The sequence below is a fragment of the Burkholderia sp. BCC0419 genome (genome assembly GCF_902830285.1).
GTDB lineage: Bacteria > Pseudomonadota > Gammaproteobacteria > Burkholderiales > Burkholderiaceae > Burkholderia.
This window is the reverse complement of the sequence record NZ_CADESR010000001.1, coordinates 633955-659199: the sequence shown is the minus strand read 5'-3', so window position 1 is coordinate 659199 and position 25245 is coordinate 633955. Positions and strand designations below refer to the sequence as shown.

General features: G+C 59.3%; 21 protein-coding genes and 3 pseudogenes. 2 read left to right on the top strand and 22 right to left on the bottom strand.

Translation table 11 applies throughout. From position 1 onward, the window contains the following. Positions 1-181: 181 nt before the first annotated feature. Positions 182-394: pseudogene (locus HWW87_RS37065) on the top strand (transposase family protein); the annotation flags it as partial. 78 nt (positions 395-472) lie between these two features. Beyond that, positions 473-607: pseudogene (locus tag HWW87_RS37060) on the top strand (transposase); the annotation flags it as partial. A 24-nt stretch (positions 608-631) separates the two neighbouring features. On the opposite strand, the gene HWW87_RS02965 reads toward HWW87_RS37060, so the two are convergent. The 22 genes and pseudogenes from HWW87_RS02965 to HWW87_RS02865 form a co-directional block, all read right to left on the bottom strand. Continuing rightward, positions 632-1786: an acyl-CoA dehydrogenase gene (locus HWW87_RS02965; RefSeq protein ID WP_175819171.1), complete on the bottom strand. Its 1155-nt coding sequence runs from the start codon at positions 1784-1786 to the stop codon at positions 632-634. A 22-nt stretch (positions 1787-1808) separates the two neighbouring features. Next, the gene (locus HWW87_RS02960) at positions 1809-2888 is read right to left on the bottom strand and encodes an acyl-CoA dehydrogenase (protein ID WP_175819170.1); all 1080 of its coding nucleotides are present in this window, start codon (positions 2886-2888) and stop codon (positions 1809-1811) included. Between the two features lie 125 nt (positions 2889-3013). After that, a complete protein-coding gene (locus HWW87_RS02955) occupies positions 3014-4177 on the bottom strand; it encodes a CoA transferase (RefSeq protein WP_208449925.1) in 1164 nt (387 codons plus the stop codon). Positions 4178-4333: 156 nt separating this feature from the next. Continuing rightward, the gene (locus HWW87_RS02950; RefSeq protein WP_175819168.1) at positions 4334-5452 is read right to left on the bottom strand and encodes a porin; all 1119 of its coding nucleotides are present in this window, start codon (positions 5450-5452) and stop codon (positions 4334-4336) included. A gap of 198 nt (positions 5453-5650) precedes the next feature. Further along, on the bottom strand, positions 5651-6673 hold the full coding sequence (gene dmpG, locus HWW87_RS02945; protein ID WP_175819167.1) for a 4-hydroxy-2-oxovalerate aldolase: 1023 nt from the start codon (positions 6671-6673) through the stop codon (positions 5651-5653). A 14-nt stretch (positions 6674-6687) separates the two neighbouring features. Further along, the gene (locus HWW87_RS02940) at positions 6688-7632 is read right to left on the bottom strand and encodes an acetaldehyde dehydrogenase (acetylating) (protein WP_175819166.1); all 945 of its coding nucleotides are present in this window, start codon (positions 7630-7632) and stop codon (positions 6688-6690) included. Between the two features lie 10 nt (positions 7633-7642). Continuing rightward, positions 7643-8434: a fumarylacetoacetate hydrolase family protein gene (locus tag HWW87_RS02935; RefSeq protein ID WP_175819165.1), complete on the bottom strand. Its 792-nt coding sequence runs from the start codon at positions 8432-8434 to the stop codon at positions 7643-7645. Positions 8435-8444: 10 nt separating this feature from the next. Next, positions 8445-9311, bottom strand: coding sequence for an alpha/beta fold hydrolase (locus HWW87_RS02930; protein WP_175819164.1), 867 nt, complete (start codon positions 9309-9311; stop codon positions 8445-8447). Between the two features lie 114 nt (positions 9312-9425). Then, on the bottom strand, positions 9426-9860 hold the full coding sequence (locus tag HWW87_RS02925) for a hypothetical protein (RefSeq protein WP_244107131.1): 435 nt from the start codon (positions 9858-9860) through the stop codon (positions 9426-9428). Between the two features lie 315 nt (positions 9861-10175). Continuing rightward, a complete protein-coding gene (locus HWW87_RS02920) occupies positions 10176-10910 on the bottom strand; it encodes a class II aldolase/adducin family protein (protein ID WP_244107130.1) in 735 nt (244 codons plus the stop codon). Beyond that, entirely contained in the window at positions 10907-11224 is a 318-nt protein-coding gene (locus HWW87_RS02915; protein ID WP_244107129.1) for a non-heme iron oxygenase ferredoxin subunit, read from the bottom strand. Before HWW87_RS02915 ends, HWW87_RS02920 begins: the two co-directional genes overlap by 4 nt. Before the next feature lie 26 nt (positions 11225-11250). Beyond that, entirely contained in the window at positions 11251-12021 is a 771-nt protein-coding gene (locus HWW87_RS02910; protein ID WP_175819162.1) for an SDR family oxidoreductase, read from the bottom strand. Positions 12022-12026: 5 nt separating this feature from the next. After that, positions 12027-12971: a VOC family protein gene (locus HWW87_RS02905; RefSeq protein ID WP_175819161.1), complete on the bottom strand. Its 945-nt coding sequence runs from the start codon at positions 12969-12971 to the stop codon at positions 12027-12029. 12 nt (positions 12972-12983) lie between these two features. Continuing rightward, a complete protein-coding gene (locus HWW87_RS02900; RefSeq protein ID WP_175819160.1) occupies positions 12984-13526 on the bottom strand; it encodes an aromatic-ring-hydroxylating dioxygenase subunit beta in 543 nt (180 codons plus the stop codon). Positions 13527-13536: 10 nt separating this feature from the next. Further along, positions 13537-14838, bottom strand: a complete 1302-nt coding sequence (locus HWW87_RS02895; RefSeq protein WP_175819159.1) for an aromatic ring-hydroxylating dioxygenase subunit alpha — start codon at positions 14836-14838, stop codon at positions 13537-13539. Positions 14839-14870: 32 nt separating this feature from the next. Further along, positions 14871-16079: an FAD-dependent oxidoreductase gene (locus HWW87_RS02890; protein ID WP_175819158.1), complete on the bottom strand. Its 1209-nt coding sequence runs from the start codon at positions 16077-16079 to the stop codon at positions 14871-14873. A gap of 436 nt (positions 16080-16515) precedes the next feature. After that, positions 16516-16701, bottom strand: a pseudogene (locus tag HWW87_RS02885) (ISL3 family transposase); the annotation flags it as partial. 348 nt (positions 16702-17049) lie between these two features. Then, the gene (locus tag HWW87_RS02880) at positions 17050-19197 is read right to left on the bottom strand and encodes a hypothetical protein (protein WP_244107128.1); all 2148 of its coding nucleotides are present in this window, start codon (positions 19195-19197) and stop codon (positions 17050-17052) included. A 75-nt stretch (positions 19198-19272) separates the two neighbouring features. Continuing rightward, positions 19273-23382 carry a hypothetical protein gene (locus HWW87_RS02875; protein ID WP_175819157.1) on the bottom strand — a complete coding sequence of 1370 codons (4110 nt, stop codon included), beginning with the start codon at positions 23380-23382 and terminating at the stop codon, positions 19273-19275. A gap of 220 nt (positions 23383-23602) precedes the next feature. Continuing rightward, complete coding sequence (locus tag HWW87_RS37510) at positions 23603-23791, bottom strand: hypothetical protein (RefSeq protein ID WP_347879287.1); 189 nt, start codon at positions 23789-23791, stop codon at positions 23603-23605. Positions 23792-23803: 12 nt separating this feature from the next. Beyond that, positions 23804-24082, bottom strand: a complete 279-nt coding sequence (locus tag HWW87_RS02870; protein ID WP_175819156.1) for a hypothetical protein — start codon at positions 24080-24082, stop codon at positions 23804-23806. 73 nt (positions 24083-24155) lie between these two features. After that, positions 24156-25148, bottom strand: a complete 993-nt coding sequence (locus HWW87_RS02865) for a WYL domain-containing protein (RefSeq protein WP_244107127.1) — start codon at positions 25146-25148, stop codon at positions 24156-24158. Positions 25149-25245 lie beyond the last annotated feature (97 nt).

Below are 25245 nucleotides of genomic sequence, written 5' to 3'. Positions count from 1 at the left end.
TCGGGCGAAATCGGATTGTGATTGTTCTGGCTGCCGGATCGCACGCGGCGCGGGTCGGCGGTTTGCGCGCCCGACGGAAATCCGATCGTGCACGCCGGTCGCGCTACAGCATACTTCGATCGAGATCGGGACGGCACGCTCTCCGTGTTTCCCGTGGCGGCGATACGACATGCTGCGCCGATCGCTGTATCTGAAGCCAGTCAGCAAGGTCATGTATTGCGAGCAATGCGGTGCGCGCAGTCGGCAAATCCATGAGACGACGGTTCGCCGAGTGGGCGATCTGCCGTTATTCGAATACCGGGTGGTATTGCATGTGCCTCGTCGCCGGGTCTGGTGCGAACATTGTGGCTGCCCACGGCTGGAGAAGCTGACGTGGCTGGGTCGCTACCAGCGGCGTGACGGAGCGGTCAGGCCGTGAACCTGAGGGAGTTACTGGCGGCCAATCAGTCGCTGTTTCGTGACCCGTTGCCGCCATTCGCTCAATACCAGCGTCGTCGAAGACATCAACAACACCATCAAGGCCATCAAGCGTCGAGCTTACGGATACCGCGACGGGGAGTACTTCCTCCTCAAGATCCGCGCCGCGTTCCTCGGTGATCCGCGTTGAACCAAAAATCTGAAAATACCGAATTTAGTTCAGTTCTTTGCTCGAATAACCGAGCAGCCACCTTGCGACGATGAGACGGTTGATTTCACCCGCCCCTTCGAAAATGTCGAAGATCCGGGCATCTCGAAACCACTTCTCCGCCAGGTGTTGCTCCGTTAGCGCGAGCGGCCCGAGAAGTTCCATGCACTCCTGCGTAATGCGACGCGTAGCCAAACCACCCAGCGCTTTCGCCATGGAAGCCTCGATCATCGTCTGCTCATTCGTGACGCCGTTCGCCTGTTCCGACCATTTGGCATGCAAGACCGACAATTTGGTCGCGTCGTACAACGCTTCGAGCGCGATCAGGCGATCCTGCGCGGCAGACCGCGCGTTGCGCCCTTCCGCGTAGTCGGGCGCCTGTCCTGCCTGGCGAAGATTTTCCGCTACCGCGTCCAGCATGTTGCGGGCGATTTTGAGGCCGAATGCCGTAACCATCGCGCGCGACCCATTGAAAACCATCATCGTGCGCTTGAAGTCTGCGTTCAGCTTGTTCCGTGAAGGCACGCGACAGTCCTGAAGCACGAAGTCCGCCGTGTCCCACGCGCGCATGCCCATTTTGTCGACCTGGCCAAGCAGTTGCAAACCCGGCGCGCCCTTCTCGACGATAAACGCACAGAACGGGCGAATTCCCCGCTCGTCCGGCGCACCCTTCAGCAAAACCACTGCTCCCGCTGCCTCTCCGAAGCCCGAACAATAGATCTTCTCGCCATTCAGTATCCATTCATCGGTGACCTCGTCGTGTCGGGCGCTTCCGACCATCGCTCGCGGATCAGATCCTGCGCCGGGCTCCGAAATGGCGATCGACAGCAACTTGTCGCCAAAGCGCTCGATCTGATCCGGCGTACCCGAGTACTTGACGATCTTCGTTCCGAGAAACCGATTCGTATCGCGCCGCATGCGCACGTCGGGATACTCCAGTTGCAGCAGCGCCTGCGTAACGATCGGCCCGCTTGTTTCGGCCGGATCGGCTTCGAGCAATGCGTAAGGATCCGGGCGCCCGGCGGCCTCCGGAAGCTCGACGGGCTCGAGTTCTTCGTGATGCTGATCGTAATAGCGCGCGTATTTACGGGCGATTTCCACGTCTTCACGTGCGATGTTCACCAGATACTCGTCTTTCGGGGTGAGAGTAAAGTCAACCACGTTCGATCTCCTTATCGACAAGTCAAACACCGGCCACGCCTTCGAGCATCGAGACCGCGCGTGAATTCCGGTACCACATTTCAATTGGATGTTCACGTACGAACCCGTGGCCGCCGAAGATCTGCAAGCCCTCATCCGCGATCGACATCGATTGACGCGCAGCATACGTATACGCGAGCTGGGACGAACGCGTGGCGTCTTGTCCGCCCGCAAGCTCGAACGCCGCTCTCCATCCCATCATGCGCATCGCCGCCACGTCGATATGCATATCCGCTATACGAAAGGCGATCGACTGCTTGCTCGCGAGCGCGGAGCCATGAACCACCCGATCCTTTGCGTACGGGATGACGTACTCCATGACGCCGCGCGAAAGACCGGTCATCACGGCAGCAAGCCCGACGCGCGACGAATCGACGATGCGCTGAACGTTCACGCCGGCCCCGCTGCCGAGGCGTGCCGAGTGCTGAACGAATACGCCGTCGAACCGAATGTCGCTCATTTCGAGTGCCCGCAAGCCAACCGTCGGTACCGGCGCCTCGACATTCACGCCAACCGTGTCGCGCCCAACGATGAAGGCTGCCCGCTCGCCCTCGGCTTGCGCGATGACGAGAAAGTGGCTCGCAGCGGAAGCCAGCGGGACCAGTGTCTTGCGTCCGTTGAGCCGCCATCCGTCTTTGTCCCGCACAGCCGTGGTCGTCAGCGACGACACGTCGGAACCGAAATGCGGTTCCATCAGCGCAATGGCCGCAGCGCGGAATGTGCTTCCGTAAAACAACGGCAACAGCGTCTCCCGCTGCTGCTGCGACCCCTGATCCAGGATGGCCTGGGTAAACGCCACCGGCGCCGCCAGCGCAAGCGCGAGCGTGGCGTCGGCTGCGGCGAGCTCTTCGAGCACAAGCGCGTTGAGAATCGGGCAACGAACCTGGTCCTCGTTGCCTTGCATCTGTATGAGGCCAGTCGACCAAAGCGCATCCAGCGTCGAGACGGGAATCGCCGAATCCCGGTCCAGCTTCCGTGCGATCGGCCGCAACTCCCGTTGCGCGAAGCTTCGCATCGCATTACGCGCGAGTTCCTGTTCCTCGCTCAAATCGAACGTAATCAAGTCTTCCTCCTGTTCTCCTGAACAACGCAGTTCAAATCTGCGTCAAGAAGTATCGGCGCATCGTTCACGAAATTCGCCCTTCTCGATCCGCAGAAAATCGTCGAAAGAAAATCGCTACCTCGCGGTCAAAGCCTGACGGCCCCGCCTGACGTATCGCGCAGAATTTCCTCGGTGTGTTCGCCGAGCAGCGGTGCCCGCGCCTCGACTTGAACCGTTGAAAGACCGAAGCGCACCGGAAAGTTCATGTGCCGGATCACGCCGAACTCGGGATCCTCGTAATCGACATAAACGTCGCTGCTCCGGACTTGCGGATCTTCGAAGAACTCCTCCAACGTGTAGATCGGGCCGATCGCCACGCCCTCGGATTCGGCACGCGCCAATACTTCGTCGCGCGTCATCGTGGTCGCCTTGGCGCCGAGCGCTCGCCACATCTCGCCGTTCTGTTCGATTCGTTTCGCCGCCGACTTCCAGGTCTCGTCATCCAGCAGATCTTCCCGACCGAAGAGCCGGCACGCCGCCGCAAACTGATCGTCCGTCTGGACATGGCCAATGACCCATCCGTCGCGCGTGCGAAGCGGGTGATGAATGTCGAGTGCTGGGGCTTTGCGTGCGTCGGGCGACTGGAACGTGTAGTTTCCGATGTTGTCCGTCAGACCGAACCACGAAAACGCCTTCAGCAACGAGGCATCGATGCGCTGCCCGTGCCCACCGCTGCGTTCGCGATGCAGCAGCGCCGCGAGAATCGCGCTCGCCGTGATTGTCGCGGTCGACTTGTCCACCATCAAATTGCGGATCGGCTCCGGCGCGCCGCCGCGCCCCTGGAGATACATGACGCCTGTCATACCCTGAAGCACATGGTCGTATGCGGGTTTCGACGCATACGGCCCCGACTCGCCAAAGCCGGAAATCGATGCATAAATCAGCTTCGAATTGGCGCTCTGGAGTAACGCATAACCCAGACCAAGCCGCTCCATGACACGAGGGCGCATGTTGTGAAGCAGCACGTCCGACGCTGACGCCAGCGCCTGAGCGACTTCCTGGTCACGGGGCGTCTTCAGGTCCAGCACGATGCCTTTCTTGCCCCGATTCACCGTCATGAACAACGCACTCATCCCCTTGTGGAATGGTCCGACTCTGCGCATCGGATCGCCTTCCGGCGGCTCGATCTTGATCACCTCCGCACCCATGTCCGCCAGAATCTGCCCCGCCAGCGGAGCCGACACCATCGAGCCCAGTTCGAGCACACGAAGCCCCGAACATGGCCCACTCCTCCTCGCTTCCTCGCTCATTCCTTCCTCCAATACTTCAACGTCGAGATTGACATCCCTATGTCGATAAGTTTTCGATACGATCAACGAAACCGGTCTCTCCCGGATCGGTTCAACGTTTTCCAATAAGAAACAAACTAGTCTGTTTTTATTTTGATAGCACTGTCGAATCAGCCGTCAGAACAGGTGACGCATCCCCACCATTGCGCCCGCCTGTCCGACTCCGGGTGCCGGCATCGCCGGAATGACATTACTTGCCGACACTGAATAAACCGCACCGCTTCCGCTGTTCTTCATATAAGCAAGCAAGCCGTATATCGCAGTCCGCTTGGAAAGATAGTAGTTGGCGCGAAGGACTCCCATCGTCCCGTCTGCGTCGTATGAACGGTTCCTGATGTGTAAAATTTGCGCGTCGAGAATCCATGCGACATACGGCACCGACACGCCGAGATAGCCGAGATCCGTTCGCACCGTCCGAACATCTCCTTTAATTTCCCGATGCAGCCATCCTCCCCCGACCTTGACCCTCCCAACGAGAACATAGCCGTTTGCCTGGTATCGCCGATCGGTCGCGCCAGAGTTCGCAAAAGCGACGCCGCTCAAGCCCGGTACGGCCGTCATTGCCGTTGCGCCGGCGCCACCGCGCTGCTCGTCATAGATGAGTGCCATGCCCCAGTTCGCGCGGTCGTACTTCAGCATCGCGCTGATTGCACGGCATGACATCATGTCCCCGGGAAGCTGCCCGCCGCAGTTGCTTGCGGACAGGCCGTCGCGTCCGAACGAATAGCTCACGCCGACCGTCAAATCCGAAAACCTCCCGCGATACTCGACGCTGTTATCCGCCCGTGCCGCGGCAAGGTAGCCATCGAACGATCCCATGCTGAAAGCGGCAGGGCCGATCACATCCGCATCGACCATGCCATAGACGGTCATGTTCATTTGCCGGCCGACAGTCAATTGTCCCCACTCGCCCTTGATCCCGATAAACGACTGCCGTCCGAATAAGCGGCCATTCTGAAGCGAAGCGCCAGTCGACATTGCAAAACCGCTTTCGAGCGTGAATACGGTCTTGATTCCACCGCCCAGGTCCTCCTCGCCGCGCAGGCCCCAACGGGACGGCAGATCGCCGCCGGTGATCGTCGGGAACCGCATCATCGCGCCGCCTGTTGGTGACGCGTGAGTAAAGAACTCCACGCCTGTATCGACAATGCCGTACAGCGTAATCGTCGATTGCGCCCATGCCGGCGTACAGATGCTCACCGAGGCGGCAAGCAACGCTGTTCGTTGATGTCTCATTTGTCTCCTTCACCATGTTGATGGCTCGTCTTTTACTGCCGGAACCCATCAGGGGCGGCGCTCTCGTGCCGATACAAGCGATGGCACGTCGCGTCGTCTTTTTTTAAAGCAAACCGTCTCGTTCTTTTGATGCTCAGCAAATCGGCCTCCTTCCGATATGCGAATCTACCGTGCATGATGAAAAGAATTACCAGTTGGTCACGCCGTATTGCGCAACAGGTCGAGCGCGACATCCACGATCATGTCCTCCTGCCCGCCCACCATCTTGCGACGCCCCAGCTCGACGAGAATATCCACGGTCTTCAGCCCGTATTTCTCCGCCGCAACCTCCGAATGTCGCAGGAAACTCGAATAGACACCGGCATAGCCCAGCGCGAGTGTCTCGCGGTCGACTCGCACCGGACGGTCCTGCAGCGGCCGCACGATGTCGTCTGCCGCATCCATCAGCGCGTACAGGTCCGTCCCGTGGTTCCAGCCGAGCCGCTCGGCCGCTGCGACGAACACCTCAAGCGGCGCGTTGCCCGCTCCCGCGCCCATGCCGGCAAGGCTCGCGTCGACCCGATCGCACCCCTCCTCGACCGCGGCGATCGAGTTCGCGACGCCGAGACTCAAATTGTGATGGGCGTGAATGCCGGTCTGCGTCGCCGGATCGAGCATCGCCTTCAGCGAGCGGAAGCAATCGCGGATATCGCCCATCGTCATCGCGCCCCCCGAATCAACGACGTAGATGCACGTCGCGCCGTAGCTTTCCATCTTCTTTGCCTCGACGGCGAGGTTCTCCGGCGTCGTCATGTGGCTCATCATCAGAAAGCCGACCGTGTCCATGCCGAGCGAGCGCGCATAGTCGATATGCTGCTTCGAGATATCGGCCTCGGTGCAGTGCGTCGCGACGCGCACGACGCGCGCACCGGCGTCGTAAGCGGCCTTCAGGTCGTGAATCGTGCCGATACCCGGCAAGAGGAGCGTGGCGATCTTCGCCTGCTTGACCACGTCAGCCGCCGCCGCGATCCATTCCAGATCCGTATGCGCGCCGAAACCGTAGTTAAACGATGATCCTCGCAGGCCGTCACCATGTGCCACCTCGATGCTGTCCACGCCCGCTTCGTCCAGCGCGCGAGCAATACGCTGAGCATCCGCCACGCTGTACTGATGTCGAATGGCATGCATCCCGTCACGCAGCGTTACATCCGAAACGTAGATCTTCTTGCTCTTGTCGTACATGATCTGTTGCCCCCTCAAGCCAAGACCGGCTGACGCGCGGCAATGCGTTCCGCGGTGGCCAGAGCCGCGCTGGTCATGATGTCCAGGTTCCCGGCGTAACTTGGCAGATAGTGCCCCGCCCCCTCGACCTCGAGGAAAACCGATACCTTCAAGCGCGGCGCGCGCGGGGCGGCCGGTTCTTGCGGCATGCGTCCGTTGAACGCGTCGAACAGCACGACCTGCTTGAGCCGATACCCCGGCACATACGAACGAACCGAAGCCGCCATCTGCTCGACCGATTCGGCGATCGCAGCCTGGTCGGCGTCTCCCGGAACGAGGCAGTACACCGTGTCGCGCATGATCAGCGGCGGCTCCGCCGGGTTGAGGACAATGATTGCCTTGCCGGCCTTTGCGCCACCCACCTGCACGATCGCGCTCGACGTGGTCTCGGTGAACTCGTCGATATTGGCTCGCGTACCCGGCCCGGCAGAGCGGCTCGAGATCGACGCGACAATCTCCGCGTATTCGACCGGCGCAACGCGGGACACCGCTGCGACCATCGGAATCGTCGCTTGCCCGCCGCAGGTCACCATGTTCACGTTCGGCGCATCCAGATGCTGGTCGATGTTGACCGCCGGGACGACAAAAGGACCGATTGCGGCCGGCGTCAGGTCGATCACGCGCACGCCGTGCGGACGCAGCAACTGTTCATGCTTGGCATGTGCACCGGCGCTCGTGGCGTCGAATGCGTAGCGAATGGATCCGAAATCGGGATGGGCGAGCAGCCCGTCGATTCCGGTCGTCACGGTCGACACGCCCATCCGCTCGGCCCGCTTCAGGCCGTCCGACTCGGGATCGATGCCGACGAACGCACCCATCTTCAGGTGTTTTCCGTAGCGGAGGATCTTGACCATCAGATCGGTGCCGATGTTTCCGGATCCGATGATGGCGACTGCATGCTTTTCGTCAATCGAGTTCATGGGAAGTACCTCATCTGGAGAAAATCGCCCGTACCGGAGCAAAGCCGTCGATGTGCGCCGTATAGGTATGGCCTGCCTTCACCGTCACCATCGGACCGAGCGCACCCGTGAGAATCACGTCGCCGGCGCGCATCGGCGTTCCGACCTCGACAAGCGTGTCCGCAAGCCAGCGGGCGGCATTCAGCGGATTGCCGAGGCAGGCTGCGCCAGCGCCTTGCGATACCGTTTCCTCGCCGTCGGTCATGCGCATCGTCACGCCTGCCAGATCGAGCCTCGCAAGCGGAACCGGCTGCGTGCCGAGCACGAACAGACCGGACGATGCGTTGTCCGCGACGGTGTCCACGAAACGGATATTCCAGCCCGCGATGCGGCTGGCCACTACCTCGATCGCGGCCAACGCATAGGCGGTTGCGTCGATCAGGTCGGCCACGGTGTGCCGTTCATGGGGCAGATCCTTCTCGAGCACCAGCGCAATCTCGGCCTCGGTCTTCGGCTGCAACAAGCGGTTCGGCTCGATCGGCTCACCGTCCACGATGGCCATGTCGTCGAGCAACGTACCGAAATCCGGGCGGTCGACGCCGAGCTGCTGCTGAACGGCCGGCGACGTCAGGCCGATCTTCCTGCCGACGATCCGCCTGCCGCCCCGCACCTGGCGCTGGATGTTGATCTGCTGTACCGCATAGGCGAGTGCCGCCTGTGCGTTCTCGTCCCGCCCTTCGAAGCGGTCCCTCACGGGAGCACAGGGTGCGTTGCGTTGCTGCGCGTCCCACAACAGCTCGGCAATATCGTTTTCCAAAGTCATGCCGGGCCTCTCACGCGACCGCACCGGTCTTGAAAAACTTCACCGCGACGTCGTTGAACTCGTCGGTTGCTTCGTACTGGGGCCAGTGGGCCGAATTCCCCTTCATGAAATAAAGAATGCTTCCCGGCACCTTCGCCTGTGCGGCTTTCACCGATTCGGTATCGTGGATGGGATTGTCGTGCGTCCACAGGAACAGCGTCCCCTCGGGCAGCTTCTCCAACGGAATCAGATAGTCGTCGTGATGCGCGAGAATTTCGTTGAGCAACGGCAGCACTGCACGGCTTTCCGGGCGCAGGTAGAGGCGCAGGCGCAGATCGACCAGTTCGTCGTCCACCAGGTGACGGTTGTCCGGGTGCATCAACCAGTGCATGCGGGCCTGCACTGATTCGTAGGTAGGCGTGCTGTCGATGTTGCGCTGGTTCAGCCCGATAAAAGTCGCCAGGTCCTGCTTGCCCTTCCGAGTCACGATCGGGATGCCGCCCGCCGTGTTCAGCATGAGGCGTCGCACGCGATGTGGGTTCGCCGCGGCGAAGTGCCCGGACACCCAGCCTCCGAGCGACTCGCCCGAAAGGTGGGCCGTTTCGATGCCGAGCGCATCCATCAATTCGCCAAGCTGCTCTGCAAGCATGATCGGGTGGTATTCCCGAACCGGCTTGCTTGACAGCCCCTGGCCGACATAATCGAAGGCGATGACGTGAAAGTCCTTCGATAACGGCACGATGTTCTTCGCATATGCCTCCAGATGGCCGTTGATGCCATGCTGGAAGATAAGCGTTTCGGGATTACCTTTCCCGGCCTCGGCGATACGAATCGTGCCGAAGTGCTTCGTGTCGACGTAGCGGATTTCCGCGCCGAGCAAATCAAGCCAGAGACTCATGGATTTCTCCTCGAAAAGAAGCAGATACGACAACGCCACCGCTGCGGGTCCCGCAGGGGTGGCGTTGGAAGACGAATGGGCGCTGTGAAAGAGGCGCGTGCTGACGAACGCGCGTTACGGCGACGGCTGGCTCGAGTTCATGTATGCGCGCGCGATTTTCGACCACTGCTCGATCGTGAAGCGCGTATATTCCGGATCGTTGCGCAGGAAACGGCGTATGACCATTCCGCGATAGATGCTCTGCGTGATGTTCAGGACGGTTCGCGCCGGCTCTTCCGCCAACCCGGAGCGCAGCAACGCGTCCAGCCACGCCTTTTCGATCGGCAAGCGGTGCTTGCGCGAGATCGCGCGAACCTTTTGCCGCAACTCGGGCTCGTGATCGCCGAGATTCAGCAGCGACATCGAAATGATGAAATTCGGCCCAAGATAGAACTTGGCCGAATCCTGCATCAGCGCGTCGAGGACGTCGTCTCCCGGCTTCAGGCCGTCGATCAGTCTCATACTGGCTTCGGTCGATGCCTCGTAGAGCTTTTGCAGCGCGCCGAGCACCAGCGATTCCTTGGTCGGAAAATGATGCGACTGCGCCCCGCGGGAGACGTTCGCCGTAGCGGCGACTTGCTCGACCCGGAATCCCGCGTAGCCTTTGCTCGTGAGTTCGCTGACTGCGGCCTCCAGTATCCGCGCACGCGTTTCTTCGCGCCGTTCTGTCTGGCTGCGACGTCGTTCTGGTACTTTTATTGTCATCGTAACGTGTAGAGTCCGCTGAAACCGGCATTACACTACCCCACACGGCGACCTGACGGCAAGCACCTCCCCCGGACGGACGCACCGTCGGCTCCACTGCCCTGCCATTTCCGGGCGTCATCACACGGTCCCCCAGGCGGGTGGCGGAAACTCGGCTTCCGTCGCCGCGGCCTCCGGATCCCCTGCCGTCAGGTATTCCCACAGCCGTTCGAACACCGCTCCGGAACTGACCTGACGTGACGCAATCTCGTCACGCGTCAGGCACGCGGACGCCGCGCGCTGCTCGCCCGCGGCGGAGCGCACGAGCGCCTCGATGCGTGCCGCGTCTTCCAGGCACCATGCGAAGCCCGCAGCCAGTTCGAGACTCGGCCCGACGGTGACGGCGCCGTTCGCCCGCATGACGACGGCGGGCGCATCGCCCAGATGGGCTGCCAGCTGCGCAGCCAGCGCATCGTCGCGCAACAGCCGCGGGTCGTCCCAGAATCGGCACGCCGCATTGAATGCGCCGACGCCGTGCCGGGGGCTGGGCACTATTCGCAGCGTCGACAGCGCCACCAGATGCGGAGGCATCACGCGGCACACGCCGCCGACGTCGGCACGCATCCGGTAGATCTGCTGATGAATGCGCACCTCTCCGAGCACGCCCTGCGGAAGCGGTGCATCCACTCGGACGACGATACCCGGCTCGCCCGGGCCGATACACCCCATCGGTCGCGCCGCGCAAACGACGAAGGACGTCTCGTCGATCCGCGCGCTACAGTGCCCCCACGCCTGTACGAGACCGTGGCGCGCAAGCGCTCTTGCCGCCACGCGTACGCGGCGCTGGACGACGGTGAGATCGACGCCGCTCATCATGCGTGCGCTCCGGCGTCGATGAAGACCCGGTCGCCATCCATCTTCACCGGCCAGATGCGAATCGCGTGCTCGCACGGCATCGCGCACGGCGCGCCGCTACGCACGTCGAACCGGCCGAAATGCCAGCTGCATTCGACTTCATATCCGTCAAGCGAACCGTCTTCGGACAACGACGCCTCCCCATGCGAGCAAATATCGTCGGTGACGTAGAATTCGCCATTGACGCGATAGATCGCCACCGCATGCCCCGACGGCAACATGCCGCGACGGATTTCACCGTCAGCCACGTCACCCGACGCGCACAGTTCGACCATTTCAGTGCTTGTGTTCATCTCGATCCTCACAACATCGCGCTGCCGCCGTTGACACTGATTACCTGACCGGTGACGAACCCCGCCTCCGGCAACGTCAGATAGCCCACCATCGAAGCCACTTCGTCGATCTCGCCCACGCGACCCATCGGAATCACGTCCACAAACCGTTGGGCGAGCGCCGGGTTCGACTGCTTCACCTTTACCCACACGTCCGTATTCACCGCACAGGGCGCCACCGTGTTCACGGTGATGCAGCACAACGCAAACTCGCGTGCCAGCCCCGTCGTCAGTCCGTGCATGCCGCCCTTCGCGGCGTTGTATCCCGCATGATCCGGAAGGCCGTTTCGCACCGAGTCGGCACCGATATTGACGATCCGGCCGTACTTCGCGGCGACCATGTCCGGAAGAAACACGCGGCTGCACCAGATAACCGTCCAGAGGTTTCTGTCGACGGTCGCCTTCAGCGTGTCGGGCGTGTGCTCGAGGAATGGGCGGATCACGCCGCCGCCCGCACAGTTGACGAGGATCTGCGCCGGCCCGAATCGCTTCGTGGCGGCACGGTGCAGCGCCTGCGCGCCGCGCTCTTTCGACAGATCCGCCGCATGCGCGGCAACCGCGTTACCGAATGACTTCACGAGACGCTCGCGACCGGCTTCCAGCCCTTCCCGGTCGAGGTCCGACACCATGACCTTCGCACCCAGCTGCAGCAGCCGCTCGACAATGCCAAAGCCGATGCCATGGGCACCGCCGGTCACTACTGCCACACAATCATCCAGACTGGTCTGTTTATTTTTCATTTCGCTTAACCGACTACCTTCTGCATCTTCGGCATGGACACGTCATTCCCGTCGCGCTCGATCGGGCCGCTGCGGCCGAATTGACTGTCCGGCACTGCGCCCCAAACGTCCAGCGATTCGGGTACGGGTTCCATGTAGCGCGCCGGCCGCGCGCCGTGTTCCGCGAATTCCTCCATGCCGAAGCTGTACTCCACCGTCATCCCGTCCGGATCAAGGAAATAGAAGAAGATACTGTCGGACGGCGGATGCCTGCCTGGGCCGAAGACCACCTTCACATCGTGCGCCTTGATTCGGTAGAGTGCCTTACCGATGTCGTCGATATCCGTCACCATGAAATTCACGTGATGGAAATGACTGCTGCTGGCCGGCCCGATCGCGAACGTGTGGTGAAACGGATTCGGATGGCAACGCATGAACACGATGCGATCCTCGATCAGATCCGAAATCCGAAAACCGAAATCGCGCACCAGCGAATCGCGGCTCGCTTCGAAATTCTCGGCACCGATCACCACGTGGCCAATGCGGATGATCTTCGCGACCGTCGGCACGAATGGCTTGCTCATGTGTGTGTTGCCGACAAACAACTCGAACAGCACTCCGCTATGGCGCTCCCGCACGCGGAATCCCGAGCCCTGCTTCATCAGTCGGGATTCTTCCTGCGACACCCAGACCGGCGCCATATCGAGCCGCTCGAAATGGTCGAACGCCGCGCACACGTCGCTTTCCTGCTCAAGCTCGAAACCGACGCGCTTGAGCCCGCGCTCCGCCGACTCGCAAAGCAGAATGCTGTGGTGATCCCGACTGCATCGCAGATACGCGACGCCGGCAACCTGCTGCATCAGCTCGAGACCGACGACATTCGTGTAGAACGCGATCGAGCGGTCGAGGTCGGTGACGTTAATTGCGGCGTAGCCGAGTTTCTTGTAGCGGAAAGGAAGCGTGATATCCATAGTCGGCCTCTCTCAGAGAATGATGCTCACTCGCCCATGCGGACGAAGCGCTTCGAGATCCAGGAAACAGCGCTTTTCCGCGATCCGCAAGTGGCCGTCGATGCGCCGCAGGCGATAGTGCGTACTCCCGACATACGCATCGCTGCTGCCGAATTTGAATCGGTAGGTCACAAACGCCGCGGCGACCTTGATTTCGTCTGGACCGGCGCCGAGGATGCGGACGTTGCTGACCAGATGCCGAGTGCGAGATCGCGGGTATTCCGAGTGGGCGGTTTTCTTCATCAGTCGGATCACGCGTTCGCGCAACCGGACCGGATCGTCCGCGATGTAGAACAGGCTGTCGTCCGCGCTAGCGGTACGCGGCAGGTCGGCCGACGGTACATAGTACGTGCCGTCGTCAGTGAACAGCGACAGCCAGTCGTGGAGCTGCCACATGTCGAGCAGCTCCGCTTCGTAAAACAGCAGGTCCTCGACTTCGGCTCTCGTCACATATTCCGCGAAGTCGCTGGACGACGGGATACGCACAGGTTCCTTTTCGATCGTAACGGCGTTCATGTGCGTGTCCTCAAGCTGCAGTTTCCGGCATGATTTGATGGATCTGCGACTTCGACGACGGAGCGCTGATGTACTGGTTCCAGCGCGTCCAGAACGCGCGCATTTGCAGCTCATCGTCGTAATTGGTCGACTCCTTGCCCATTCCCTTGGAAATATCGCTCCACGGCACGAGACGATAATTGTTGAATCCGTTCTGACACGACTCCAGCGCCTCGACGTCGTCCGGCGTGGCAAACCCGCCCGGCCCGAGGAACTCGAGGAAGTTGCCGAGCCGGAATTTTTTCGCCCAGTCGGACTCTTCGTTGGGCGCGAGTGACCAGCCGTTGACCAGCATGTAATTGGGCGCCTGCGGATAAAACGTCCGCACCGTGATCGCCATGATGTCGTTGATGACGAGATTCGGGAAAATCAAAAGATTGCGGTTCTTGTGTGCCATGCGCTCGGCCATCTCCTCGCCGTGCAGTTCGACGAGGCGCGCATGAATTCCGTCAATCTCCTTTTTGCCATCCTCACCCCACAGCGGCACCCACGATGCAATCGGACGCCCCCACGGCGCGGTGTACTCAAGTACCGCGTGACCGTTGCCGAGGTCGTAGCTCGTCCCTTCGAGCTTCGTGCTCGACAGACTGCCGTTGGTGTTCTTCAGATAATCGAGGTAGGTTGCGTGCGTGCTGACGGCGTGATAACCATCCACGCTGTTTTCTACCAGCAGCTTCCAGTTCGCACGAATCGCATACTCCTGCGTGCCGCTGGAAATCGCCATGCCGCTCTCCGAATACTTCGACACCAGATCGAGGTATTCCTTCGCACCCGCCAGATAGTCGGGCAGCGGCTCCACGTCCGCATTGAAGCTGACGAAGCAGAAGCCGGCGTAGATATCGAACTTGGGCACGGGGACGAGGTTGCCTGCGCCGCTCGCCATGAAATCCGCGCAATATCGCTCCTTGCCCGGCTGACTCTTCAGGTTGCCGTCGCAACCGAACACCCAGCCGTGGTAGAAACACTGGAAGTTCTTCGCGTTGCCGGAACGATCTCGACAGACCGTGGCGCCGCGGTGCGGGCACGTGTTGAAGAACGCGTTGATCCTGTTGTCCGTGCCCATGGTCACCAGCAGATTGCGACGCACGATCGTACGGGTGACGAAGTCACCGGGCTTTTTGAACTCCGACACGTGCCCGACATAGAGCCAGCATCGGTCAAAAATCTTTTCGTACTCGCTGAACAGAATCTGTTCACTGACGAATGCTTCCCGGGACACCCGGAACTGGAGGTGCTTCTCGTCGACCTCCACCAACTTCGACTCATTCACCATGGTCTTATCCTCGTGATCTTGAACGTACTCTGTCAGAGCGCACAATTGCGTAATGGCGTGCCCGGCTCGCCGAGCTGATACGGATCCACCCGATTTCCCTGCTTTACCCAGCGACGTGCGACCGCCATGTCCTTTGGGAGGTTGATCGACGCGCATCCGGTGACACGGTCCCCTTCGTCCAGCCAGAAAACGCTGAAGGCATCGCCGCGCTCATCGCCTCGGATGATCCTTTTGCCACGTATTGCGTTGCCCACCACCTGAAGGTTGGTCGCGCCCTGGTCGGACCAGAACCACATCGGCGATTCATAAGGAACCCGCTCACCCAGCAGATTCCTGACAACGTTCGCGGCATGATCCTGGGCATTCGCCCAGGTCTCGATCCGCCCGAACCCGGTGTCGTTGGGCTGCGACGCGATATCGCCCGTGGCGAAAATCCCCTGCGTGGCCGTCCGCCCGCAGACATCGACGCGTACCCCGGCAGCGTCGGTAATTCCAAGCGCCTCGAAACCATTCACGTTCGGCGTCACGCCGATGCCTACCAGCACGTGAGACGCCGTGACAGTACTGCCATCGGACAACTTCAAATGCCTGCCATCGAGCAGCTCGGTGACGAACACCCCGTAGCGGATATCGACGCCACTGCCTCGATGTGTCCGGTCGAGGAAACGAGACACCGCTTCGTCGACGCTGCGTGACATCAGGCGGTCGGCTGCCTCTATCACCGTGACTTCGCAGCCCCTTGCCCGCGCAGCCGCCGCGACCTCCAGACCGATCACACCTCCGCCGACAATCGCCAGGTGCCCGCCCCCTTCCAAGTCGGCGCGCAGGCTGCCGGCGTCTTCGATCGTGCGCAGATAGCGGACCCTGTCGGGATCGTGAGGTCCTCCGGGCAATTTTCGCGGACTGACGCCCGTGGCAATCACCAGCCGGTCAAATGCGAACCGGCGCCCGTCATCCAGCCGGATCTGCCGACGATCCGCATCGACGGCGGCTACCTTACGGCCCAGGACCAGCTCGATTCGTTGTTCATCGAACTCCGCCCGCGTCCTGATCGATCGATGTTCGGTTCGGCCCGGCTGCAGCACCTCCTTTGACAACTGGGGCCGCTCATACGGTAGATGCATCTCGTCGCCCACCAGCGCGATCTCGCCGTCGAATCCGCCGCGTCGCAGGCCAAATGCAACCGTCGCGCCGGCCTGGCCCGCGCCTGCGATCACGATCCGCTTGATGCCTTCGTCCATTCTCGTTCCAGTTGATTGATTCCGACCAAGCCACTTCTCAAAAAAACAAACAGACTAGACCGTCTGTTTTTGCATTGTTGTGCCGCTACATGTTCCTGTCAACTCATATGGTCATCTTTCGCTGCTGCGCCGCAGCACCGCGCACATTGGCGAGAGGCCCCATCTGTGAGCGTTTCCCCGGATTGTGCCCAGGCCTCACGCCTATCGCATCAGGCGTGACAGGATCCTTCGTCATCAAGACACGCGATCTTCAACACAAGCGCCTGAACCGTTTCGTGAATGCAAGCGACGCGGCAATCTGAGAGTGCCTAACCTCGATCGGTACACTCGTGCCCGGAAGACCCCCATTAGGAAAGCTCTTCGGAAATGCATAAGGTAGAGCGACTTCCAGCTTCGCATGCTGGTCGAACGAATACGACGTGCCTGCTGTAAAGAAGACACACTGAACCGTCGTCTCGTGGATTTGCTGACAGCATGCACCGCATTGCTCGCAATACATGACCTCGCTGACTGGCTTCAGATACAGCGATAGCGTGCGCACCTCTCGTTGCGGCCATTCCACCCGCTCTAACCGATAGCCGGTCCAGCAGCCCAGGGCCTGAAGTGCGTTTCGATCGAGCAATTCACGGTCTCCTGCGATGAACCAAAGAAAAACCCGCGACGCCATGCGGCATCGCGGGTTTCGCGGCTTTGTGCCGTTAAGCATAAGCCGTCCTCGGAGTAAAGCATAAGATGCCCGCTACGTAGGCAGTTATGCCGCAAGGAACCGCATCAGGAAAAGATAAATTGGCCAACCGGACGCAAATAAGGCATAAATCGACCAAACGAAAAATGGCCTGAGTAGCAGCGCAATTTTCCCGGCGTCGGGGGGGGGGGAACAACTCTCTCGAGCGTGAATCATGGTTACCGAACCAGGTCCGGACTGGGGGTCGAACCCAGTGTACGCAATAGCCGCTCGGTCGAGATAGCGTCAATTCTCCAATGCCAGACGAACGAGCTTTTCCAGAACGCTCATTTTCGAGTTGTCGCCGGCAACAAGCACGCCATTTGTCAGGGTGTGAAGGTAGACTCGCACGAGGCGATGGTCCAGCAAGTCACCCACCTTTTGTTTTCCGTCCGCGCCATACACCATCACATCACGAATACCTGACAGGGCATCCCCCGTCCCGACAATGCCACCAGCGGGCGGAACAAATGTCCGCACAAAGAGCCCGCAGTCCTGAAGGGCAATCTTTGTACCTGTTTTTTCGCCGTGCATCTGGTGATCTGGACTATACATCGACATGTAGTACGGCAACATGTTGAAGTCTCTTCCCTTCGAGTAATAGCGCGCCTTCTCCCCCGCCTCACGCCTGCGTTGCAATTCTGAGTCCTGAGCAGCGAGAGCGGATTCGACGGACGGGTAGGCATTGTTCAGGATGATTCGAGGGACGAACTCCCCCCACCATGCCGTCAGTCGCTCGCCCGTCGCTGGATCGACGACCCAGAATTGCCCGTCCTCAATCATCTGTTTGCCATCAGGCTGCAGGAACGGGAAGCGATCGACAAAGTCGAGCGCGGCCGCCGTATCGCGTGACCAAGGCGATCTTTCGGTGCTGCGCACGGCAATCCCGTCGGCGGTCAGTTCGACTTCCACGCAGGCAACAAGTTGCTTTGCCTTGCGTCCCTGTTGAAAAATTCGTCGCGTGGCCAGCAATGTTAGATGGCCACTGCGCAGCTCTGCGGGCATCGACGGCGCAGGAACTGGCTTCTGACCCAGCAGGCATTCCTTTAGCGACAGCTCGACCAAGCACCGCTTCAACGCCTCCTGGAGAGTCACGTCGCCTGAGCGTCCGGGTGAAAGCTTCTCAAGAGAGACAGGGCCGTAATCGAGGCCCTGCATCGCCACGACATAGGTCCCCTGCTCCATCAATTGAGCAAATTTCTTCTCGGTATAGACGTCGGCCACCGAGTCACCCTCCGCAAGCTTGTTGTACGCCGCACTTGCAGTCGCGGCCTTCGCCTGTATCAGGCCATCGGCCTTGGATGCCAGCCTGATACTGGTTTTGCCGGACTCCACTTCGCCATTGAGAAACAAATAGTTCTTTTCTTTGCTCAGTTGCGCGGGAGCAGCGGCGACGCCCGTAACGGAGCCAGCCGTGAAATGCGCACGCTCGCCGAGGGAGCTGGCCCATTTTGGAAAGAACTCGGGTATTCGCTTCAGCGGGGCCAAGGCCTCTTCAGTTAACTGTTGCTCAGTCGCGTTCACTACGACAAGTGGGCGCTTCAACTCCGCAAGTGGCTCGAGCGGAATATATCCGTCGTCGACGCAATGCGTAGCCACAAATGTCTGTACACTCGCCGGGACACCGGCCCGCTCAAAGAGACTCAGTGCAAACTCCGTCAGAATGTTCAGATAGTACAGTCGCGTTTGACGGAATTTCACCGAGTCCAGACTCACACCCGTCATTGGATATTTTCGGGCATCGTCTTCAAAGAACTCCGACGGGAGAATGCGTGTAACACCAATGAGAAACCCATTTCCGGCTTCGGCGGCAAGCGTTTCGGCGGAAGTACTGCTCCGTGAAGCCTTCTTTCGCGTAAACGACTTCGCAATGAAATCACAAACGATCTGCTGATATTTTGGGCGGATCCTGAACTTCGCTTCCGCGAGATTTAGTCTGCGTGCACCCGCTTTCGGCAGGCTGCCCAGATAGACGCCCGGCCCGAACCCGCCTGTCACAAAGGTCTGCTCTGGGTCATACGCGGCTGCCTCCAGCAACTCCCGTTGGAGCATCAGCTCGACAAACTTTACGGGTTGCGCGCGAACAGCGGCAATCATGCTCTCGCGATTGAGTTTCGGCTTGGGACCCAGATACCAGGCCTCACTCGTCGTCATCGCGAAGGTCAAACGACTCGCCGCGCGCTCGTCCAGCCCAAGTTCGCTGCCAATGTACTGACGAACGTATCGTGCTCGATCCCTGTAAAAGTCGGGGGCCAACTCCCCGCCACCAGCGGCCTTCGCCGCTTCCGCAAATTGCCGTAGATCGATGGAGACCGGGACGATAAGGCTGTCTCGGGATGCTTCCCACCGCGCCAGTTGAACTGCCGCCTCTTCGATACTGACGTCAAGCCGCACAGAACTAAGCCGTGCGACCGCCCCGGATCCCTCAAGGTTTCTTATTGGCATTCTTGTGATGTTCGAGTAAGTACACTATCGCGCAAGCAGGACACCGACCAGATTGTCGTTGTAGATCCACGCGTCAGCAGGATGCACGTACAACGACATGAACCGGATCCCCCCCTCCGCCGAACGCTGGACGTGATATTTGTGGGCGCCATGCAGGTTCAGATACACACCATGAACTGTTCTGCCGTTGAAAATCTGAGAGATGCGCTGATGTTTCGCCACGGCCTCGGCTTCCAGTTCGTTCTTTTTGAGCCGGTCCGTAATGCGCGCCCAGTTCTTTACATCCACTGCCACGATGACGTCCGAATCGGCGACTTCCAGATAGTAGTCGTAGACCTGAAATATGTCAGCCTCAAGCAAATGGTTTCGCACGTCAATGAAGCGTATCGGGCCTGTACCGGCATTGTTCTCAACCGTCACACCGAACTGCTGCTCGACAAATCGCTCGAACTCAAGCTCTGCCAGATACCCCTTCATGATTTCAGTGACGAACCATGGCTGAGGGAATAGCCGCTCTGCATCGCCTGCAACTGACGCAAGAAAGCCATTTCGGCCCTTCACCAGCGCTTTGCCGACCGATCCAATCTTCTCCAGAAGGCCCGGCGGCGCTAGCATCTCGACCCAGTTGTAGACGTCCGTTCCATCAAAAGAGTCGGTCAGAATCGACTCTGTCACCCCAACCCTCGAAACCTCCCGGGTATAAAGGTCGACTCGTCGTCTGATGCACTGGAATGCGCCGTCGATAAACGCGCTTGTCACACCAGCCTTTCGCAACGTCTCGAGATAGCTTGCGGGGTCCGAGAACATGGACGGACGAAACAGTCTTGTCCAGAGTTGGCGGGCCGCGTCGCTGCTCCTGAATCGGGCGGGAGTATCCGACGTGAATTCGCGGAGTGCAACCGCGCGTTTCAGACTGTCTGTGACGTGCTGCCGCCGCGCGTTGTCGTCATCGAACAACTGCATATCCAAGTTACGAGTGCCAATGGCCCGAAGTACCGCCCGTTGGGCTGGAGATGCTCGCGATACAAGTTCTGGGGCGCAACGCGTGCCAAGATGTACCATCTGCGTGGCGCGCGAACTCACATAGATATGTTGGGGTGGCATTTTGGCCTCTGGGCACCGTTCGCCACGGCCCAAAGCCTGAAACACTGTACGCGTGATATCAATATAGTGTTCCTTTCGCAGCCGTCGCCAACGGTTTCGGGAATAGTCGTACAGCACGTCGCGCCGCGACATTGCGGGCCAGCCCTCTTCCGTATCTCGCACAACCTGAAGATAGCTCTGGAACATTTCTATCGAGAACCCCCATTCGCCCGGGCGCGTGTGTTGGGTATAGTAGGGATCGTTGAGCAGGCAGAACAGTTCAAAGTCCTTGCGCACGCCCTTGTCGGTTGTCACAAAATCCAGGCCCCGTGAAGCCGAGCCGTATGCAGACCACAAAAGCACCTTGTGCTCCGTGATATCAAGCGCATTGATCAGTTCCTGACTAAATTGCCCTGCATCATCTGTTTCGTGAACCGCGCCAATCTCCCTCGGATCGCGCCGGCGAAATCTCGCTGCGGTGTAAAGAATGAGAGTCACCGGTTCTCGGTTCCCCGACTTCCGGTAGAACGGCAAGACAGGGGCGATGACGAAATGATGTCCGTCGTCGTCGACCTGTCGGATGCCTGTTGCGGAATTGCCAGCGAGTTTCTGCAGTATCGGTCGTATGCGCTGGACGGTCTGTGTGAGCACGAGGCCCGAGCGCAATTCGGTCGAAAGCAGCTTGTCCAACGATGCGACGAGCCCGTCAATTTCGTGCCTCTTGTACGCGTTCAGCGGAACATACCCAGGCTCACCTTTCGCAGGAAAAGCCTCGTGAACAAACTGCTGCAAACCTTTGAATCCACCTGAGGGTTCAAAGCTCGAGACAGGCGAGTCGTCATCGATGATCTGGATGCGGCGCTCTCGCCTTGCCAGATAATCGTCGGCGCGTTCCGACACGACATCTGTCTCGGCATCGGTCATCCGCTCATATTGGCCGCGCCTGGCCAGTATCCCTCGATGCAACTCGCCCATGTTGAAGGCTCCCGACGATGCTTCGGTGAGACCGCCGGTGGCACTCATAAGATACACGCCATTGTTGCGCCCCAACGCTTTTAGAACATCCGTTTCAGGCGTGTCCATCAAGGAAGTAATGGTCGCAGTGAGATTAATATCCGCAGGCAGGTTGTACTCTTCGGCCTTCCAGCGACTTTCTTCCAGCGTCACAACGCTCTTCGTCCCGCCGAAGAAAAAGTCATCCGTGAGTAGCTGATCTGCGAACGTATCGCTTTCAAAGCCACCTTTGGTGTTTTTGCTGCTGAAAAGCTTACGCACCTCGCCACGGAACCGTGCAAGGTTTGGATACCGCTCATGGTCATCTGGCGAGAAGGTTATCTCCTTTTCCCCGCTTTCGACATTGAGCCGACCGGCGATGAAGAGGACCAGTTGCAGATAATTGAAGAGCGTGTATGCAGATTCTGGAACGTCACCCTGATGGTACTCCAATCGGATCGTCTGGCCCGCCGTGTCCTCACTTAGCTCGACGCGTCTCAGGAACTCCGTATCCATTACGCTTGCTTCACCACTAAAAAACGTCTGACTAGGCTGGTCGAGAACTTCACCATAGGATGAACGGCTCATCGTGAAGTATTTCTTGTCGACGACAAGAGCACGCACGCGCTTGAATTCGCGATATTGCGAGTAACCTGTCAGACCACCGAGGCTCGCAACATACGTGCGGAAATCGGCAAGTATGTTTGCCTTCAGCCGAAATCTTTCAAAATCCTTGTATCCGTCATTGCGATCAAGCAACCGATGAAGGACTTCGAGGAGTTCGGAATCACTCCAATCATCGGCCCTCCCTCCCGGAAAACTCTCATTGAGCTTGGCACGAAGAATCTCTACCCGTCGTTGATCCGATATGTGTTGCGCCTTCTTCGAAGATGCCTCCACTACATACTCCCGCCAGACAGCGGGAGCGACTGAGGCGAACATCTCCAGATTCTGATAGACCTTGCTGGCCAAGGCGAAGTTGTCGCTGCTTTTCTCGAAGGCAATGGGCCAGCGAAAGTCGAGAAAAGCAAAAAATTCAGTGATGACAACGTTCAAGTCGTGCCGGCCAGCGGCATTGACAACGGACCTGCGCGCGTCGAATTGATACCAATAAGCATCCTCTTCCTCGTCCAGGAAGACGACGGCCCTGGCAGGTTCGCTGGTGCCTGAAATTGACCTGCCGAGTGCGCCGCCCTCCCGATTGATTTCAGCAAGGAAATCGGCCAGCGTCTCAAACTTGAACCAACGATTACAGCCCCGCTCGGGATCAAAGGCGTAGAGTTGCTGCTGCACCTGGGACTTCGAGGCCGTGCCGGCTATCACTCCAGGGTCCTTCAGGAAAGCCTGAAGCGGCTGAAGGCGGCGTACCATTTCAGCGACCTGTGGCACTTCAAGCACGTCACGCCAGCGACTGTCAGCCGCCCTATCGACAGAAAGAGTGATTAATCGTCTGATAACGCCGTCCGCAGACGACAGCGCACTGGATGTAGCCTTGAAATATGCTGCCTTCGCATCTTCATATGTGTCGTCGCCGGGCGCGACATCGTGGAAACTGGACGTGAGACAGATGTTTGCACGCCGACGCATCTCGGAAACGTTGCTCTTCGATGCGGCCGAGCGCTCCCGAGCTACCTCGACTTCGACCATTGATAGCACTTCACGATTTTGAACCAACCAATCGTGCAGTTTCAGGACGGCGTCAAAAAATAACTTGTCGTTACGATGATAGTCGCGAGAGTAAAGCAGATATACCGGTACATCTCGTCCGCGCCCCTTTAAGAGACGACTTACCTCATCGTTATCCTGCTTCGATGCACTTTGCTTTCTGACATCGTCGACGAACCCCTTCACAAGGGATTGCATCGGTGCGATGAAGACCGGTACGACCTGATACTTGAGGAATAGCTCGAGCGAGAAAAACGCAGCGGTGTACGTCTTCCCGAATCCGGTGAACCAGTTCAAATGCTTGATGAACGGGCGGTCGCCCGCCAGGAGGAATGGCTCCCGAAATCCCCGGTTGAGAATGTCTGTCTCACTGCGCTTTTGCTGTCGGCTCATTTACCTGAAACCCTTGATATGCAGAACATCACACACGGAAAGCCCCCGGACGCCCCGTTTCTTTGGCCACTAGCCAACCTTACGCCCGCAGACCGCGTCCGGCCGGAAGCGCTTCCCACGAGTGCGGCAGCACGCCGCCGGTTGATCGTCAACTCGCCCCGCAGCCGGCCGGGCACGCAAGCGGGCACCGCGTAGCACCCGCCGTAGCGCGTCAAGCTGCCTACTTGCGCGGTTCCTTGCGTATGCCTTTGAATGGTTCGCCGTCCTTCTTCTGATCCATGAACCGTCCCGTTTCTCGGTCGCGCTTCGTCCAGTTCTCCGTGACCGGATTGTAAACTTGCGACCTGTCACGAACCGCCCCACGGCGCGCGTTATCACCAATCGGTGGATTTTTTTGCCATCGCTCAATTCTCCAATCCGGTTAAACATCCATATGGTGCGTCCAGCGCGGGACGCCACTTTTCGAGAGAAATTCGACCAAGGAAGGACTTCCATAGAATATGACGCGCCTGCCGGAAGAATAGGCCAGCGCTGATTGGTCGATCTTTAATGAATTAGCACGAGCCCGTGCCATCAACTGTGACAGGAGGATTGCATTGTCCGAGTCTGAACCTGAATTCGATCGGGCATCAAAAACAGCAAAATTAATCCATCCACCATTCTGTGCTCGCTCACGCAAATGCGCGAAATTGATCCGCATTAGTATCTCCCAGCCGGGCCCCTCCCAGCATGGAAAACATGGTACCCAGAGTAGTGGCTCACGGAATGAGCCACTAACCCGCGTTGGTACGATATTTTTCCGCTGCGGCGCACAAAACCGCGGATATCCTGCTCCGGAGCTCAGGTGGCCCGAGCACTTCAACCTGATCGCCGTGGTGAAGCAGGTCCATCATGAGTTCTTGGTCGTTCGAATACGGTATCTCCAGCAGGTAGCTGCCGTCGTCCAGCCATTTGCTGGTCTGGTTTTCGTGCCACACCTCCTGTGAGACCCACTGTGCCCGCTGAGCGGAAAATTTCAGCGTTGCCTTGTGCAACGCCTTTCCGGCGAAGATCCCGTACCCACCCTTGAAGTGTTCCGCCATTGTCAACTCGTCGACCTCGATTGCTACCTTGTCGACGGCATACGCAGACTCTATCGACTCCAGCGAGAATGACCGGATCGCATCGCGCGTGTGACACCACGCGTCCAGTAACCAGTTCTCCCGGTAGTGCACGAGTTGGATCGGTGAGATCTCACGCTCGGTCGCTTCATGCTTTTCCCGATTCCAGTACCGGATGCAAAGGCGCTTGCGGTCAAGAACGGCACCAGCCAGCAGCTGAAAATTCCGGGCATCCACCTTTCGGTTGGCGAAATGGATGAGCTTGACACGCCGATCGATTGATTTGGCCGAGTACGCGCCTTGCCCGAGCATCTCGCGAAGACGAGCCTTAAGCGGCCCAATGTGTTCTTCAAGCAAGCCGGGCTGCACGCCCTGCAGGAGGTGCAACATCGTGAGCAGCGCGTGGACCTCGGATGAACTGAACCAGAGGCCAGGAAGTTCGAACGGACCGCCACCCGGTAGCTGGGCATCCTCGATTACATATCCACGTTTGCGCTTATCCCAGATTAGGGGGCACCCGAGCCGATCCCGCAAAACGTCAAAGTCCCTTTTCAGCGTCGCCCTCGACACCTCGAGGTCAACCATGAGCTCTTCAATCGTGACCACGCCACGCTTTCGAATGCGCTGCACGATCTTGTGAATTCGTTCGGCGTTTTCTTTTGACACGCGCCCCTCTTCGCATATTGGCAAAGCGTGCAGGACCTGCCGCATCGGAATGCGGCCTAGCCTGCCTTGCCCTCCCCGACCTCGGATATTGCACTAG

Coding starts and splice junctions, on each gene's coding strand:
- HWW87_RS02955 (WP_208449925.1), bottom strand. CDS start 4,177: ATGAGCGAGGAAGCGAGGAGGAGTGGGCCATGTTCGGGGCTTCGTGTG.
- HWW87_RS02950 (WP_175819168.1), bottom strand. CDS start 5,452: ATGAGACATCAACGAACAGCGTTGCTTGCCGCCTCGGTGAGCATCTGT.
- dmpG (WP_175819167.1), bottom strand. CDS start 6,673: ATGTACGACAAGAGCAAGAAGATCTACGTTTCGGATGTAACGCTGCGT.
- HWW87_RS02940 (WP_175819166.1), bottom strand. CDS start 7,632: ATGAACTCGATTGACGAAAAGCATGCAGTCGCCATCATCGGATCCGGA.
- HWW87_RS02935 (WP_175819165.1), bottom strand. CDS start 8,434: ATGACTTTGGAAAACGATATTGCCGAGCTGTTGTGGGACGCGCAGCAA.
- HWW87_RS02930 (WP_175819164.1), bottom strand. CDS start 9,311: ATGAGTCTCTGGCTTGATTTGCTCGGCGCGGAAATCCGCTACGTCGAC.
- HWW87_RS02920 (WP_244107130.1), bottom strand. CDS start 10,910: ATGATGAGCGGCGTCGATCTCACCGTCGTCCAGCGCCGCGTACGCGTG.
- HWW87_RS02915 (WP_244107129.1), bottom strand. CDS start 11,224: ATGGTCGAACTGTGCGCGTCGGGTGACGTGGCTGACGGTGAAATCCGT.
- HWW87_RS02910 (WP_175819162.1), bottom strand. CDS start 12,021: ATGAAAAATAAACAGACCAGTCTGGATGATTGTGTGGCAGTAGTGACC.
- HWW87_RS02905 (WP_175819161.1), bottom strand. CDS start 12,971: ATGGATATCACGCTTCCTTTCCGCTACAAGAAACTCGGCTACGCCGCA.
- HWW87_RS02900 (WP_175819160.1), bottom strand. CDS start 13,526: ATGAACGCCGTTACGATCGAAAAGGAACCTGTGCGTATCCCGTCGTCC.
- HWW87_RS02895 (WP_175819159.1), bottom strand. CDS start 14,838: ATGGTGAATGAGTCGAAGTTGGTGGAGGTCGACGAGAAGCACCTCCAG.
- HWW87_RS02890 (WP_175819158.1), bottom strand. CDS start 16,079: ATGGACGAAGGCATCAAGCGGATCGTGATCGCAGGCGCGGGCCAGGCC.
- HWW87_RS02875 (WP_175819157.1), bottom strand. CDS start 23,382: ATGAGCCGACAGCAAAAGCGCAGTGAGACAGACATTCTCAACCGGGGA.
- HWW87_RS02870 (WP_175819156.1), bottom strand. CDS start 24,082: ATGCGGATCAATTTCGCGCATTTGCGTGAGCGAGCACAGAATGGTGGA.